The sequence below is a fragment of the Streptomyces sp. NPDC037100 genome (assembly GCF_055606225.1).
On sequence record NZ_JBVJSX010000002.1, the window covers coordinates 770,018 to 784,282 of the forward strand.

General features: G+C 67.7%; 13 protein-coding genes and 1 pseudogene. 5 read left to right on the forward strand and 9 right to left on the reverse strand.

What is annotated here, in order from left to right:
* Window positions 1–12: 12 nt before the first annotated feature.
* A complete protein-coding gene (locus ACZ7EG_RS08675; protein WP_471074187.1) occupies window positions 13–603 on the reverse strand; it encodes a hypothetical protein in 591 nt (196 codons plus the stop codon).
* A gap of 139 nt (window positions 604–742) precedes the next feature.
* Between ACZ7EG_RS08675 and ACZ7EG_RS08680 the strand changes: the two genes are divergently transcribed.
* A complete protein-coding gene (locus tag ACZ7EG_RS08680; protein ID WP_471074190.1) occupies window positions 743–2,125 on the forward strand; it encodes a S41 family peptidase in 1,383 nt (460 codons plus the stop codon).
* On the opposite strand, the gene ACZ7EG_RS08685 is transcribed toward ACZ7EG_RS08680, so the two are convergent.
* Window positions 2,122–2,325 carry a DUF397 domain-containing protein gene (locus tag ACZ7EG_RS08685; RefSeq protein ID WP_471074193.1) on the reverse strand — a complete coding sequence of 68 codons (204 nt, stop codon included), beginning with the start codon at window positions 2,323–2,325 and terminating at the stop codon, window positions 2,122–2,124. The two genes, ACZ7EG_RS08680 and ACZ7EG_RS08685, sit on opposite strands and share 4 nt — an antisense overlap.
* Window positions 2,322–2,492: pseudogene (locus tag ACZ7EG_RS08690) on the reverse strand (Scr1 family TA system antitoxin-like transcriptional regulator); the annotation flags it as partial. The gene ACZ7EG_RS08685 and the pseudogene ACZ7EG_RS08690, both read right to left, overlap by 4 nt.
* Before the next feature lie 25 nt (window positions 2,493–2,517).
* On the opposite strand from ACZ7EG_RS08690, the gene ACZ7EG_RS08695 reads away from it, so the two are divergent.
* The 4 genes from ACZ7EG_RS08695 to ACZ7EG_RS08710 all read left to right on the forward strand — a co-directional run bounded on the left by ACZ7EG_RS08695 (window position 2,518) and on the right by ACZ7EG_RS08710 (window position 4,686).
* The gene (locus ACZ7EG_RS08695; protein ID WP_471074878.1) at window positions 2,518–2,931 is read left to right on the forward strand and encodes an ATP-binding protein; all 414 of its coding nucleotides are present in this window, start codon (window positions 2,518–2,520) and stop codon (window positions 2,929–2,931) included.
* Window positions 2,932–3,134: 203 nt separating this feature from the next.
* The gene (locus tag ACZ7EG_RS08700; protein WP_471074195.1) at window positions 3,135–3,998 is read left to right on the forward strand and encodes a helix-turn-helix domain-containing protein; all 864 of its coding nucleotides are present in this window, start codon (window positions 3,135–3,137) and stop codon (window positions 3,996–3,998) included.
* Between the two features lie 86 nt (window positions 3,999–4,084).
* Window positions 4,085–4,432 carry a hypothetical protein gene (locus ACZ7EG_RS08705; protein ID WP_471074198.1) on the forward strand — a complete coding sequence of 116 codons (348 nt, stop codon included), beginning with the start codon at window positions 4,085–4,087 and terminating at the stop codon, window positions 4,430–4,432.
* Window positions 4,429–4,686, forward strand: coding sequence for a hypothetical protein (locus ACZ7EG_RS08710; protein ID WP_471074201.1), 258 nt, complete (start codon window positions 4,429–4,431; stop codon window positions 4,684–4,686). Before ACZ7EG_RS08705 ends, ACZ7EG_RS08710 begins: the two co-directional genes overlap by 4 nt.
* Before the next feature lie 154 nt (window positions 4,687–4,840).
* Here ACZ7EG_RS08710 and tuf read toward each other — a convergent pair whose 3' ends face one another.
* The 6 genes from tuf to ACZ7EG_RS08740 all read right to left on the reverse strand — a co-directional run bounded on the left by tuf (window position 4,841) and on the right by ACZ7EG_RS08740 (window position 14,223).
* Window positions 4,841–6,034: an elongation factor Tu gene (gene tuf, locus ACZ7EG_RS08715; RefSeq protein ID WP_033308978.1), complete on the reverse strand. Its 1,194-nt coding sequence runs from the start codon at window positions 6,032–6,034 to the stop codon at window positions 4,841–4,843.
* 156 nt (window positions 6,035–6,190) lie between these two features.
* Window positions 6,191–8,317, reverse strand: coding sequence for an elongation factor G (gene fusA, locus ACZ7EG_RS08720; RefSeq protein WP_471074204.1), 2,127 nt, complete (start codon window positions 8,315–8,317; stop codon window positions 6,191–6,193).
* A 39-nt stretch (window positions 8,318–8,356) separates the two neighbouring features.
* Complete coding sequence (gene rpsG, locus ACZ7EG_RS08725) at window positions 8,357–8,827, reverse strand: 30S ribosomal protein S7 (RefSeq protein WP_003992340.1); 471 nt, start codon at window positions 8,825–8,827, stop codon at window positions 8,357–8,359.
* A gap of 2 nt (window positions 8,828–8,829) precedes the next feature.
* Entirely contained in the window at window positions 8,830–9,201 is a 372-nt protein-coding gene (rpsL, locus tag ACZ7EG_RS08730; protein ID WP_003948652.1) for a 30S ribosomal protein S12, read from the reverse strand.
* Window positions 9,202–9,520: 319 nt separating this feature from the next.
* On the reverse strand, window positions 9,521–10,051 hold the full coding sequence (locus ACZ7EG_RS08735; RefSeq protein ID WP_471074207.1) for a DUF1707 and DUF4190 domain-containing protein: 531 nt from the start codon (window positions 10,049–10,051) through the stop codon (window positions 9,521–9,523).
* Between the two features lie 272 nt (window positions 10,052–10,323).
* Window positions 10,324–14,223 carry a DNA-directed RNA polymerase subunit beta' gene (locus tag ACZ7EG_RS08740; RefSeq protein ID WP_471074210.1) on the reverse strand — a complete coding sequence of 1,300 codons (3,900 nt, stop codon included), beginning with the start codon at window positions 14,221–14,223 and terminating at the stop codon, window positions 10,324–10,326.
* Window positions 14,224–14,265: the final 42 nt, after the last annotated feature.

Below are 14,265 nucleotides of genomic sequence, written 5' to 3' on the forward strand. Positions count from 1 at the left end.
CCGGTGCAGAGCTCATGGGCTCTCGGCCGGCTCACCGACCACCTTGAGCTCCTGCTCCTGCACCGTCCAGAAGGGCGAGTCCCTCGGCGGTGCCGGGCGTACGGGGAGCGTGGCGAAGTCGATGTCCGCGTCCGCGACCGGGTCCCCGACCGGGCTGCGGCCCCGGCCGTCCTGGCCGTAGTACAGACCGTAGGCCCAGTACTCGGGCAGCTCATGCCCCATGAGCTGGAGGTCCAGGGCGACCCACTGCCGCGTCCCGTACGCCGCGTTGACTCTGGCGACCGCCTCCGCAGGGGGGACACCGAGGCGCTCCACCAGCACGTCCACCATCTCGCGGAAGTAGCCGAGCGTCTCCTCGTCGAGGGGGAGCACGAACTCCGTCCCCGTGGTGCCCGCCGTTGGGCACGCCCCGTACTCGACGAGCCACCGCAGGCGCCTGACCTCCGCCACGAGTCGTGGCACCGTCTCCCTCGCCCTGGCGGTTAGTACGGCGTCCGGGATCGAGCCCGAGCACAGCTCCTCGATCGCGTCCAGGTCGGGGTGGTCACCGATCGTGTCGGCGCCGGGATCGAGGTGGTCGTCGCGCGCCGGTTCCGAAGTCATGCTCCAGTGTTACGACCTGGCAGGGCGGCACAAGTCGGGGGGGTAGCCCCCATCCCCGTCCACCAGCCCGCCGGATGGCCGGCCCTCCCCTCCCCCAGCCACCGTGGTGGCACTCGACCACACCACGGGGGAACCCACCATGCGCACCATCACAGCCACCGCCATCACCCTGGCCCTCGCCGCGGCAGCGGCAGCACCGGCCACCGCGGCCACCCCCGGCAAACCGAGCACCGACGGCCTCTGGCGCATGGACGGCTACGGCACCGTCCTCTCCCTCGACGGCGACACCCTCCAGGAGTTCCAGACGACATCCGTCAGCTGCCTCAAGGGTGACAGTGCCCGGCGGAGCGGCCCCGGCACGTACGCGACCGCCGACGGCGCCACACTGACCGTCCGGCCCGGCCCCGGCGGGAACCGCGCCACCCTGGGCTACGACACCTCGGTCGGACACCGCTCGCTGCGGCGGATCCAGGAACTGCCGACCGGATGCACCCGCCCCACCCCGCAGGACCCCCGCACCGCCTTCGACGTCTTCTGGCACTCCTTCGCCGAGAACTACCCCTTCTTCGCCGCGAAGGGCGTCGACTGGCAGGACATGAGGGACCGGTACCGGCCGAAGGTGCACCAGGACACCACCAGCAAGGAACTCTTCGGCATCTTCAGCGACATGGTGCGGCCCCTCTACGACGCCCATGTCGCCGTCCGGGACGGGGATCAGGTCTTCGCCCAGGTCCGCCCGGGCACCCAACCGCCCGGCGAGGAACTGGACACCAAGGTCAAGAAGTTCATCACCGAACGCGACCTCGAGAACGCCCCGTACCGCCAGGACTTCGCCAACGGCCGCATCACCTTCGCCGACCTGGCCGGCCGCGCCGCCGGCCAGGGCTACCTCCGCATCTCCGGCTTCGGCGGTTACGCCCCTGACGGCGCCCCCTATCTCGTCCACCTCGCCGAACTCGACAAGGCCCTGGACACGATCCTCACCACCGAGCGCATCCAACGGCTCAAGGGCCTGATCATCGACCTGCGCATCAACGGCGGCGGCTCCGACGCCCTCGGCATCCACATCGCCGAACGCCTCACGGACAAGTCCTACGTCGCCTACGCCAAGCGCGCCCGGAACCACCCGACCGACCCTGGCCGGCACACCCGCCCCGAGCCCATCCGGGTCGTACCGGCCGACGGGCCCCGCTACACCGGGCCCATCGCCGTACTGACCTCGGGCACGACCGTCAGCGCGGGTGAGACCTTCACGCAGGCCCTGATCGACCGTCCGGGCGGAACGGTTCGCGTCGGGCAGCCGACCCAGGGTGTGTTCTCCGACGTCATGCAGCGCAACCTGCCGAACGGGATGACGGCGATCCTCCCGAACGAGGAGTTCCTGAACCGGTCGGGCCGGACCTACGACGGCACGGGCATCCCGCCCCACCTGACCGAACCGGTCTTCACGAAGGAGGAGTTCGACAAGAAGCGGGACTCGGCGTTCGACCGCGCGGTGAGCGTCCTTCGGAACGACAGCTAAACAGAGGCCACGAAGTCCGACCAGGCCTCCGGCGTGAGCGCGAGCCGGGGGCCCTGGGCGGCGTGTTTGGAGTCCCGGACGTGGATGGTGTGGGGTGCTATCGCGATCTCGACGCAGGAGTTGCCGTCAGGGCCGTCGCTGTGACTGCTTTTGAACCAGCCCAGTTCAGAGACGTCCTCGGCAGAAGCCTTGCGGATCATGTTTCTCCCAGCGCTTGCTCGATGAAGGCCAGCGACTCCCCCGGCGTAAGAGCCTGCGCCCGGATGGTGCCATACCGCAGCTCAAGGGTCCGCAGGTGCTTCGGATCGGATGTTGGCCGACCACTGAACGCGCCCTCGGAGCGACCGACCGCAGCGCCGTCCGGCCAGTCACCGTACGCACCCGCTGAGTCACTGTTCAGCCTCCAGCTCTCCCCCACCCCACGCGGCGCCCGCCTGGCACGCCTCCTCGCCACCGAACAACTGCGCTCCTGGGGACTGCCACTGGACCCGGCGCGGCAAGTCGTCGCGGAGCTGTCGGTCAACGCGGCGACACACGGCCGCACCCCCGGCCGCGACTTCCGCCTGCTCCTCTACGTCGTCGCCGACACTCTCCGTATCGAGGTGACGGACACCCGCGCCGATCGGCTGCCGACGGCCCGGCTCGGCCTGGGCCTCCTCCTGGTCGACACACTCGCCGATCGCTGGGGCGTCACCCGGGGACTGCCGCCCCGCAAGACCGTCTGGGCCGAAATCGACTTCTCACCGGAGCCCGAAAGTCCGTGCTCCGGCGGTACAGGCGCCCTCCTCCAAGGACCACAAGGGTGAAAGAACCCGACCAAACCCCACCCCTCCTCCCAGCCGCCGGGCTGCCTCACCCTCGCGAGTGAACATCGCCAACTCAGCTGGATTCGGGGGTCCTTGCCTGCCCTACGCTCAGCGCAACACAACCGCAGACATGCGACGGCCCCCGCCGGGACGGGCAATCCCAGGGCGAGGGCCTGACCACCGAGGAAGAAGAGACCTTCCTGATGGATACGCAGAACCCTAACGTGCCCTCGCACGCCCGCACCGGGGTTGCCCGAAAGAAACACCCGAACCGGCGGCACCCCCACTCCGGCCTGGTCCACGACAACACCCGCCACACCACCCGCTTCACGGTGATCGGCAACCACCTGGCCCAGCACCCGGAGCTGTCCCTGCTCGCGATCGGGCTGTCGGTGCACATCCAGTCGCTCCCGGCGGGCGCCCGTATCGACATCAAGTCCCTTGCCGCCCGCTTCCCGGAGGGCACGACCCGCATCGCCGCGGCCCTGCGCGAGCTGGAGACGCACGGCTACCTGCGCCGCACCCGCGAGCGCGTCCCGGACGGCCGGATCATCACCCGCACGACCTCCTGCAATCAGCCGGGCCACAGCCGTACGGACCTCCCGCGCCCGGCCCCGAGGAAGCGGACGAGGCAGCCCGGCGGCACACCCCTCCCCGCGGTACCGCGCCCGGCCTGCCCCGCCCCCGACCTCCTTCAACAGGCCACGGACCTCCTCAGCCGACTCCGCCGCGACGACCCCCGCCTCCTCCTGTCCACGAGCGACACCGCCCACCTCGCCCCGGGGGTCGCCGCCTGGCTCGAACGAGACGTCACCCCGGCCGCCGTACGGCACGCCCTGACGACGGACCTCCCACCGGAGCCCCTGCACCGCCCGGCCGCCCTCCTCGCCCACCGCCTCACGGCCCAGCTGCCGCCACCGCCGCCCTTCGGGGCACGGCAGGCGCCGCCGCCCACCCGGCACCCCCTCCAGACCTGCGACGGCTGCGACCGCGCCTTCCGCGCCCCGAAACCCGGCCACTGCCGCGACTGCCGCGCCAGTCGAACCGAACTCCTGGAGGCCGCATGAGGAGAGCACCTGCCGCTCACGCTGCCGCGCTCCCCCGCCATCCGGGCGGGATAGCCTGGCCGGGGCACTCCTTGGAGGTGGACACGATGAGCACTCAGGCTGACCACGGACATGAGCTGGCCCCCCGCCCTCAGCACACTCCGGACGCCCTGCGTGCGGCCCTCGCCGCTGTCGATCCGGCTCGCCTGGAAGAGATGCAGGCCACGAAGGACGACGCCTTCGCCAAGGCGGTCGAGTGGCAGTCTCTCAGCCCTGTGCAGAGCTGGGTGCTGACCTGGGCCCGGGACATCGAGATCGCCCGGCGTCCCGACCTGTCCACCCGCTACACCCGCGCGAAGGGCAACCTGGAGCACGAGGACCCCGCCATCGCCCAAGAGGCCCTGCGCGAACTGAGCGCTGTCCTGGACGAAGCCATGAACGCGGTCCGCGAGTGAGCTGGAAATGGGAGTACGCCTTCGGCGCGGAGGAAGTGGCCCGAACCGCTCCCACCGGCTTCCTCGCGGAGGTGGAACGCAAGGCGGATGAGCTGGTCAGGGCCGCCGAAGCCCTGCACATCCACGGACAGACGCATGAGAGCGTCGACCCGAAGGGCGGCGACGTCATCGTCCCCGGCGGCATGTTCACGTATCAGGTCGTCGTCCGCCGCGAGCGGATCTACGTCGTCCAGATCACGTACCTGGGCTTCTGACCGACCGCAGGAAACGCACCCAGGCCTTGGCGCGCCCGCGCGCCGACCTGCCGCAGTGACCACCCTGGGCACGGCAAAGGGGCCCGCACGACCGAAGTCGTACGGGCCCCTTCGAGCCACTCAGGTCAGTAGACCCTCAAGCCAGTCCGAAGACTCACTTGTTGATCTTGGTGACCTGGCCGGCGCCCACGGTCCGGCCACCCTCACGGATGGCGAACTTCAGGCCCTCTTCCATGGCGACGGGCTGGATGAGCTCCACCTTCATCTCGGTGTTGTCACCCGGCATGACCATCTCGGTGCCCTCGGGGAGGGTCACCACGCCGGTCACGTCCGTCGTACGGAAGTAGAACTGCGGGCGGTAGTTGTTGAAGAACGGCGTGTGGCGGCCACCCTCGTCCTTGGACAGGATGTAGGCCTGCGCCTCGAACTCGGTGTGCGGGGTGACCGAGCCCGGCTTGATGATGACCTGGCCGCGCTCGACGTCCTCGCGCTTGATGCCACGGAGGAGCAGACCGACGTTCTCACCGGCCTGGCCCTCGTCGAGGAGCTTCCGGAACATCTCGATGCCGGTGACCGTGGTGGTGGTCTTCTCGGTCTTGATGCCGATGATGTCGACGGTCTCGTTGACCTTCAGGACACCACGCTCGATACGGCCGGTGACGACCGTACCGCGACCGGTGATCGTGAAGACGTCCTCGATCGGCATGAGGAACGGCTTGTCGACGTCGCGCTCCGGCTCCGGAATCGCGGTGTCGACGGCGTTCATGAGCTCGAGGACGGAGTTGCCCCACTCCTTGTCGCCCTCGAGGGCCTTCAGAGCGGAGACCTTGACGACGGGAACGTCGTCGCCCGGGAACTCGTACTCGGAAAGGAGCTCACGGACCTCGAGCTCGACGAGCTCCAGGATCTCCTCGTCGTCCACCATGTCGGCCTTGTTCAGGGCGACGACGATGTACGGAACGCCGACCTGGCGGGCCAGGAGCACGTGCTCCTTGGTCTGCGGCATCGGGCCGTCGGTGGCGGCGACCACGAGGATGGCGCCGTCCATCTGCGCCGCACCCGTGATCATGTTCTTGATGTAGTCCGCGTGACCGGGGCAGTCGACGTGGGCGTAGTGACGCGTCTCGGTCTGGTACTCGACGTGCGCGATGGAGATGGTGATACCGCGCTGGCGCTCCTCAGGAGCCTTGTCGATCTGGTCGAAGGCCGAGGCCTCGTTCAGGTCCGGGTACGCGTCGTGCAGCACCTTGGTAATGGCGGCCGTGAGGGTCGTCTTACCGTGGTCGATGTGACCGATGGTGCCGATGTTGACGTGCGGCTTAGTCCGCTCGAACTTCGCCTTCGCCACTGGGGTCCTCCTGGGAGTGGTTCTGGTACGCCTTACTTCATCGGCGCCAGGTGATCTTTGCTGGAAAGCCCGGGCCCCGGGGCACTCTCACCGCGATTGCGGTGGAATGCCCCTCAAGGCTCCGGAGTCAAGCCTACGGCGTGTAGACGCGGTGCGTTACTCGCCCTTGGCCTTCGCGATGATCTCCTCGGCGACGTTCCGGGGAACCTCGGCGTAGGAGTCGAACTGCATGGAGTAGCTCGCACGGCCGGACGTCTTGCTGCGCAGGTCGCCGACGTAGCCGAACATCTCCGAAAGGGGCACGAGGCCCTTCACGACGCGGGCACCGGCCCGCTCCTCCATGGCCTGGATCTGACCACGGCGGGAGTTGATGTCGCCGATGACCTCACCCATGTAGTCCTCGGGCGTGGTGACCTCGACGGCCATCATCGGCTCGAGCAGCACAGGGCTGGCCTTGCGCGCGGCCTCCTTGAAGGCCTGCGAACCGGCGATCTTGAACGCGAGCTCGGAGGAGTCCACCTCGTGGTAGGCACCGTCGAGCAGCGTCACGCGCACACCGGTCATCTCGTAACCGGCGAGGATGCCGAACTGCATGGCCTCCTGCGCACCGGCGTCCACCGAAGGGATGTACTCCTTCGGCACACGGCCACCGGTCACCTTGTTGATGAACTCGTACGAGGCGTCGCCACCCTCGATCGGCTCGATCGCGATGATGACGCGAGCGAACTGGCCGGTACCACCCGTCTGCTTCTTGTGGGTGAACTCGACCTTCTCGACGGCCTTGCGGATCGTCTCACGGTACGCGACCTGCGGCTTGCCGACGTTGGCCTCGACCTTGAACTCGCGCTTCATGCGGTCCACGAGCACCTCGAGGTGAAGCTCGCCCATACCGCCGATGACGGTCTGGCCGGTCTCCTCGTTGGTGTGCACCTGGAAGGAGGGGTCCTCCTCGGCCAGGCGCTGGATCGCGACGCCGAGCTTCTCCTGGTCGCCCTTCGACTTGGGCTCGATGGCGACCTCGATGACCGGCGCCGGGAAGTCCATGGACTCCAGGATGACCGGGTTCTTCTCGTCCGCCAGCGTCTCACCGGTGGTGGTCTGCTTCAGGCCCATGACGGCGACGATGTCGCCGGCGCCCACCGACTCGATCTCCTCACGCTTGTTGGCGTGCATGCGGTAGATCTTGCCGATGCGCTCCTTGCGGCCCTTCACCGAGTTCAGCACGGCCGTGCCGGAGTGAAGGCGCCCGGAGTACACGCGGACGAAGGTGAGCTTACCGAGGTGCGGGTCGCTCATGATCTTGAACGCGAGCGCGGCGAGGGGCTCCTCGTCCGACGGCTTGCGCGAGATGACCTGCTCCGGGTCCTTGACGTCGTGACCCTCGATGGCCTCGACGTCGAGCGGGGTGGGCAGGTAACGCACGACCGCGTCGAGCAGGGGCTGAACGCCCTTGTTCTTGAACGCGGTGCCGCAGAACACGGGGGTGACGGTGGTGCCGCCGCCCTTGCCGGACGCGATGGTGATACGACGGATCGCGGCGTAGAGCTGCTCCACGGTGGGCTCGGTGCCCTCCAGGTACAGCTCCATCAGCTCTTCGTCGTTCTCGGCGACGGCCTCGAGCAGCTTGCCGCGGTACTCCTCGGCAGCCTCGGCGTGGGTGTCCGGGATGTCGACGGTGTCGTACATCTCGCCCTTGGTCGCCTCGGCCGACCAGACCAGGGCCTTCATCGTCACGAGGTCGATGACGCCCTTGAAGTCCGCCTCCGCACCGATCGGCAGCTGCATGACCAGCGGCTGCGCGCCCAGGCGGTCCGAGATCATGTCCACGCAGCGGTGGAACTCGGCGCCGGTACGGTCCAGCTTGTTGACGAAGCAGATACGCGGCACGCCGTAACGGTCGGCCTGACGCCACACCGTCTCGGACTGCGGCTCGACACCGGCGACACCGTCGAACACCGTCACGGCACCGTCGAGCACGCGCAGGGAGCGCTCCACCTCGACGGTGAAGTCGACGTGACCCGGGGTGTCGATGATGTTGATGGTGTAGTCGTTGTCCTCGAGCGGCCAGTGACAGGTGGTCGCAGCAGACGTGATCGTGATGCCACGCTCCTGCTCCTGCTCCATCCAGTCCATGGTGGCAGCGCCGTCGTGGACCTCACCGATCTTGTACGACACGCCGGTGTAGAACAGGATCCGCTCGGTGGTGGTCGTCTTGCCCGCGTCGATGTGGGCCATGATCCCGATGTTGCGGACCTTGGCCAGGTCAAGTGAAGTGGTAGCCATAAGGCTTCAGTCTTCTCTCGGTCTCGATGTGGGTAGCGACTACCAGCGGTAGTGCGCGAAGGCCTTGTTGGACTCGGCCATCTTGTGGGTGTCCTCGCGCTTCTTCACAGCGGCACCGAGGCCGTTGGAGGCGTCGAGAAGCTCGTTGAGCAGACGCTCGGTCATGGTCTTCTCGCGACGGGCGCGGGAGTAACCGACCAGCCAGCGCAGCGCGAGCGTGTTGGCGCGACCGGGCTTGACCTCGATCGGAACCTGGTACGTCGCACCACCGACACGGCGGGACTTGACCTCGAGGGTCGGCTTGATGTTCTCCAGCGCGCGCTTCAGCGTGATGATCGGGTCGTTGCCCGTCTTCTCACGCAGACCTTCCATGGCGCCGTAGACGATGCGCTCGGCGGTGGAGCGCTTGCCGTTCAGCAGCACCTTGTTGATGAGCGACGTGACCAGAGGAGAACCGTAGACCGGGTCGATGATGACCGGGCGCTTCGGGGCGGGGCCCTTACGAGGCATTCTTACTTCTCCTTCTTGGCGCCGTAGCGGGAACGGGCCTGCTTGCGGTTCTTGACACCCTGGGTGTCGAGGGAGCCACGGATGATCTTGTAGCGAACACCCGGCAGGTCCTTCACACGGCCGCCACGCACGAGCACGATGGAGTGCTCCTGCAGGTTGTGTCCCTCACCCGGAATGTAAGCGGTGACCTCGATCCCGCTGGTCAGACGCACACGCGCGACCTTACGCAGGGCCGAGTTCGGCTTCTTCGGGGTGGTCGTGAACACACGCGTGCAGACGCCCCGGCGCTGAGGGGAACCCTCGAGTGCGGGCGTCTTGTTCTTCTCGACCTTGTCCTGCCGGCCCTTGCGGACCAGCTGCTGGATCGTAGGCACTACTTCTCCGGTTTCTGTGTGCCGAATGGTGAAGCTAACCTGGAACATCTCCGACCCACGCGGTCGGGTGTGTCGAACCCGCGGACTCCCGCCGCGAGGCAGAAACAGCGCAGATTACGGTGGCCGGTGTCAACTCGCCGTGTGGTTCATGGCACACACGCGAGCCAGGGCACACCCCAGGCACAAGGTCTGAGCGTACCTACCGCATTCGCTGCGGTCAAAACAAATGGGCACCGCCCGCATCGGCATGCGGGACATGTCAAGCCCCCCGGCCGTTGTCGATCTTCAATTCGACGGCGACTGTCCGTTTTGCATACCTTCACGATGCTACGACGGACACCACCGTGAGCAACACCAGGACGAGTGCCCAGCCCGCCGTGGACAACCACCCGAGCACGAGGCCGGTCAGCGCGAGTCCGTCCCCCAGCTCTCCCCGGCTGCGGATCTCGGCCCGGGCCACATGCCCCAGCACGACGGCCGGGATCCCGGTCATCCCCATGGTCGGCACGCACAGCAGCCCGCACACCCCGGCCGCGACGGCCTTGCCGTTGGTCCGCGCCCGCGGCACCGGCATGAACGTCGCCGGCACGGGCACGAGCGAGGCCGGCTGCGGCAACGGCCCCTGCGGCAGATCCGCGACGAGCAGCGCCAGCTCCCCCACGGTCCGCGCCGCGTAAGCCCGCCCGACCCGCTTCTCGAACTCGCCCTGCTCCATCCGCCCCTCGCCGTACCCGGCTCTGAGCACATCCACGGCCCGCTCCCGATCGGCGTGCGACGCCAGCATCGAGGAAGCACCAGGACCCTGCCAGGGCTGCCAGGGCTGCCAGGACGGATAGTGCGGCTGCGACACGGAGCACCTCCCCGGAAGCGGAGTCCTTCCATAATGCGCCGCAGCGGGGGTTCCGGCACGGGTGCGTCGACGACATGCGCCGCATGTCGGCCAGGCGGCCGACACAGGCGCTCGCGCACGCAGACGCGTCTCGGCGTCGCCGCCGTGTCCGCGTGCCCGCAGACGCCCCGGTGAGACGGCGTCGAGGCCCTTCCGGCCCGGGCCCTCGGCACCGGGAACGCCGAAGGGCGGCCACCCCGCAGGATGACCGCCCCTCGGCTCAAGCGACTCGCTTACTGGTTGTACGGACCGTAGTCGTAGTCCTCCAGCGGAACGGCCTGGCCGGAGCCCGTGCCGAACGGCGAGTAGTCGATGTCGTCGTAGCCGACGGCCGAGTACATCGCGGCCTTGGCCTCCTCGGTCGGCTCGACCCGGATGTTGCGGTAGCGGGACAGACCCGTACCGGCCGGGATGAGCTTACCGATGATGACGTTCTCCTTGAGGCCGATGAGGCTGTCGGACTTGGCGTTGATCGCCGCGTCCGTCAGGACTCGGGTCGTCTCCTGGAAGGAGGCGGCCGACAGCCAGGATTCCGTCGCCAGCGAGGCCTTGGTGATACCCATGAGCTGCGGACGGCCCGAAGCCGGGTGACCGCCCTCCTGGACCACACGACGGTTCTCGTGCTCGAACTTCGAGCGCTCGACCAGCTCACCGGGCAGCAGCTCGGCGTCGCCGGACTCGATGATCGTCACGCGGCGGAGCATCTGCCGGATGATGATCTCGATGTGCTTGTCGTGGATCGACACACCCTGCGAGTTGTAGACCTTCTGGACCTCGCCGACCAGGTGGACCTGGACGGCACGCTGGCCCAGGATGCGCAGCACGTCGTGCGGGTTGGTGGCACCCACGGTGAGCTTCTGGCCCACCTCGACGTGCTCGCCCTCGCTGACCAGGAGACGGGCACGCTTCGAGATCGGGAACGCCGTCTCGTCGCTGCCGTCGTCCGGGGTGACGACGATCTTCTTGGTCTTCTCGGTCTCCTCGATCCGCACGCGGCCCTGGGCCTCGGAGATCGGGGCGACACCCTTCGGGGTACGGGCCTCGAAGAGCTCGACGACACGCGGCAGACCCTGGGTGATGTCGTCACCGGCCACACCACCGGTGTGGAAGGTACGCATCGTCAGCTGGGTGCCGGGCTCACCGATGGACTGGGCGGCGATGATGCCGACCGCCTCACCGATGTCGACCAGCTTGCCGGTGGCGAGCGAACGGCCGTAGCACATCGCGCAGGTGCCGACGGCGGACTCGCAGGTCAGGACCGAGCGGGTCTTGACCTCCTCGACGCCACGCTGCACGAGCTCCTCGATGAGGACGTCGCCCAGGTCGGTACCGGCCGGGGCCAGCACCTGCCCGTCGACGACGATGTCCTCGGCGAGGCAGCGCGCGTACACGGAGGTCTCGACGTCCTCCGTCTTGACCAGCGTGCCCTCGGCGTTCCGGTCGGCGATCTTCAGACGCAGACCGCGCTCGGTGCCGCAGTCCTCCTCGCGAATGATGACGTCCTGGGAGACGTCGACCAGACGACGCGTGAGGTAACCCGAGTCGGCGGTACGCAGAGCGGTGTCCGCCAGACCCTTACGGGCACCGTGCGTGGAGATGAAGTACTCCAGCACGGACAGGCCCTCACGGAAGGAGGCCTTGATGGGACGCGGGATCGTCTCGTTCTTCGCGTTCGACACCAGACCACGCATACCGGCGATCTGACGCATCTGCATCATGTTGCCTCGTGCACCCGAGTTCACCATCATGAAGATCGGGTTGGTCTTCGGGAAGTTGTCGTTCATCGCCTCGGCGACCTCGTTGGTCGCCTTGGTCCAGATCGCGATGAGCTCCTGCGTGCGCTCGTCCTTGGTGATCAGACCGCGCTCGTACTGCTTCTGGACCTTCTCGTCCTGCGCCTCGTAGCCCTTGACGATCTCCTTCTTCGCCTCGGGAACGACGACGTCGGAGATGGCCACGGTGACGCCGGAACGGGTGGCCCAGTAGAAGCCGGCCGCCTTCAGGTTGTCGAGCGTCGCCGCCACGATGACCTTGGGGTAGCGCTCGGCGAGGTCGTTGACGATCTCGGAGAGCTGCTTCTTGCCGACCTCGTAGTCGACGAACGGGTAGTCCTCGGGCAGCAGCTCGTTGAAGAGCGCGCGGCCCAGCGTGGTGTTCAGCCGGAAGCTGTCACCCTGCTGCCACTCGGGCTCGCCCTCCTCGCGCGCCGGCGGGGTCCAGCCACGCGGCGGGATGGTGCCGACCGGGAAGCGGACGTCGATCTTCGACTGGAGCGACAGCTCGCCCGCGTCGAAGGCCATGATCGCCTCGGCGACCGAGGCGAAGGAACGGCCCTCGCCCTTGAGGTCGCGCATCTCGCCGTCGGTGGTGAGGAAGAACAGACCGAGGACCATGTCCTGGGTCGGCATCGTCACCGGGCGGCCGTCGGCCGGCTTGAGGATGTTGTTCGAGGACAGCATCAGGATGCGGGCCTCGGCCTGCGCCTCCGCGGACAGCGGCAGGTGCACGGCCATCTGGTCACCGTCGAAGTCCGCGTTGAACGCGGTGCAGACGAGCGGGTGGATCTGGATGGCCTTGCCCTCGACCAGCTGCGGCTCGAAGGCCTGGATGCCGAGGCGGTGCAGCGTGGGCGCACGGTTCAGCAGAACCGGGTGCTCCGCGATGACCTCTTCCAGCACGTCGTACACGACCGTGCGGCCGCGCTCGACCATGCGCTTGGCGCTCTTGATGTTCTGCGCGTGGTTCAGGTCGACCAGGCGCTTCATCACGAACGGCTTGAAGAGCTCCAGCGCCATCGCCTTCGGCAGACCGCACTGGTGCAGCTTCAGCTGCGGACCGACGACGATCACGGAACGCGCGGAGTAGTCCACACGCTTACCGAGCAGGTTCTGACGGAAGCGACCCTGCTTACCCTTCAGCATGTCGCTGAGGGACTTCAGCGGGCGGTTACCGGGACCGGTGACCGGACGGCCACGGCGGCCGTTGTCGAACAGCGCGTCGACGGCCTCCTGGAGCATGCGCTTCTCGTTGTTCACGATGATCTCGGGCGCACCGAGGTCGAGAAGGCGCTTCAGTCGGTTGTTCCGGTTGATCACACGGCGGTACAGGTCGTTCAGGTCGGAGGTCGCGAAGCGGCCACCGTCCAGCTGCACCATCGGACGCAGGTCCGGCGGGATGACCGGCACGCAGTCGAGCACCATGCCCTTGGGGCTGTTGCTGGTCTGCAGGAACGCGGAGACGACCTTCAGGCGCTTGAGCGCACGGGTCTTCTTCTGGCCCTTGCCGGTACGGATGATCTCGCGGAGGCGCTCGGCCTCCTCGTCGAGGTCGAAGGACTCCAGGCGCTTCTGCAGCGCCGCGGCACCCATCGAGCCGTCGAAGTACGTGCCGAAGCGGTCACGCAGCTCGCGGTAGAGCAGCTCGTCGCCCTCGAGGTCCTGGACCTTGAGGTTCTTGAAACGGTTCCACACCTCGTCGAGGCGGTCGATCTCGCGCTGCGCGCGGTCACGCAGCTGCTTCATCTCACGCTCGGCACCCTCGCGCACCTTGCGGCGCACGTCGGCCTTGGCGCCCTCGGCCTCCAGCTCGGCCAGGTCGGTCTCGAGCTTCTTGGCGCGGGCCTCCAGGTCGGCGTCGCGGCGCTGCTCGATCTGCTGGCGCTCGACGGAGACGTGGGCCTCCAGCGAGGGCAGGTCGCGCGTACGGCGCTCCTCGTCGACGTACGTGATCATGTACGCCGCGAAGTAGATGACCTTCTCGAGGTCCTTCGGCGCCAGGTCGAGCAGGTAGCCCAGGCGCGACGGAACACCCTTGAAGTACCAGATGTGCGTGACGGGCGCGGCCAGCTCGATGTGGCCCATCCGCTCACGGCGCACCTTGGCGCGGGTGACCTCGACGCCACACCGCTCACAGATGATGCCCTTGAAGCGGACACGCTTGTACTTGCCGCAGTAGCACTCCCAGTCCCGGGTCGGACCGAAGATCTTCTCGCAGAAGAGTCCGTCCTTTTCGGGCTTGAGCGTGCGGTAGTTGATCGTCTCGGGCTTCTTGACCTCGCCGTGGCTCCACTGACGGATGTCGTCAGCGGTGGCCAGACCGATCCGGAGCTCGTCGAAGAAGTTGACGTCGAGCACTATGCGTCAATCCCTCTCAGGGTTGTAAGTCATGGGGTCTGA

Bases quoted from the DNA above. Each gene is read 5' to 3' on its own strand.
- ACZ7EG_RS08675 (WP_471074187.1), bottom strand. From the start codon at position 603: ATGACTTCGGAACCGGCGCGCGACGACCACCTCGATCCCGGCGCCGAC.
- ACZ7EG_RS08680 (WP_471074190.1), top strand. From the start codon at position 743: ATGCGCACCATCACAGCCACCGCCATCACCCTGGCCCTCGCCGCGGCA.
- ACZ7EG_RS08685 (WP_471074193.1), bottom strand. From the start codon at position 2,325: ATGATCCGCAAGGCTTCTGCCGAGGACGTCTCTGAACTGGGCTGGTTC.
- ACZ7EG_RS08700 (WP_471074195.1), top strand. From the start codon at position 3,135: ATGGATACGCAGAACCCTAACGTGCCCTCGCACGCCCGCACCGGGGTT.
- ACZ7EG_RS08705 (WP_471074198.1), top strand. From the start codon at position 4,085: ATGAGCACTCAGGCTGACCACGGACATGAGCTGGCCCCCCGCCCTCAG.
- fusA (WP_471074204.1), bottom strand. From the start codon at position 8,317: ATGGCTACCACTTCACTTGACCTGGCCAAGGTCCGCAACATCGGGATC.
- rpsG (WP_003992340.1), bottom strand. From the start codon at position 8,827: ATGCCTCGTAAGGGCCCCGCCCCGAAGCGCCCGGTCATCATCGACCCG.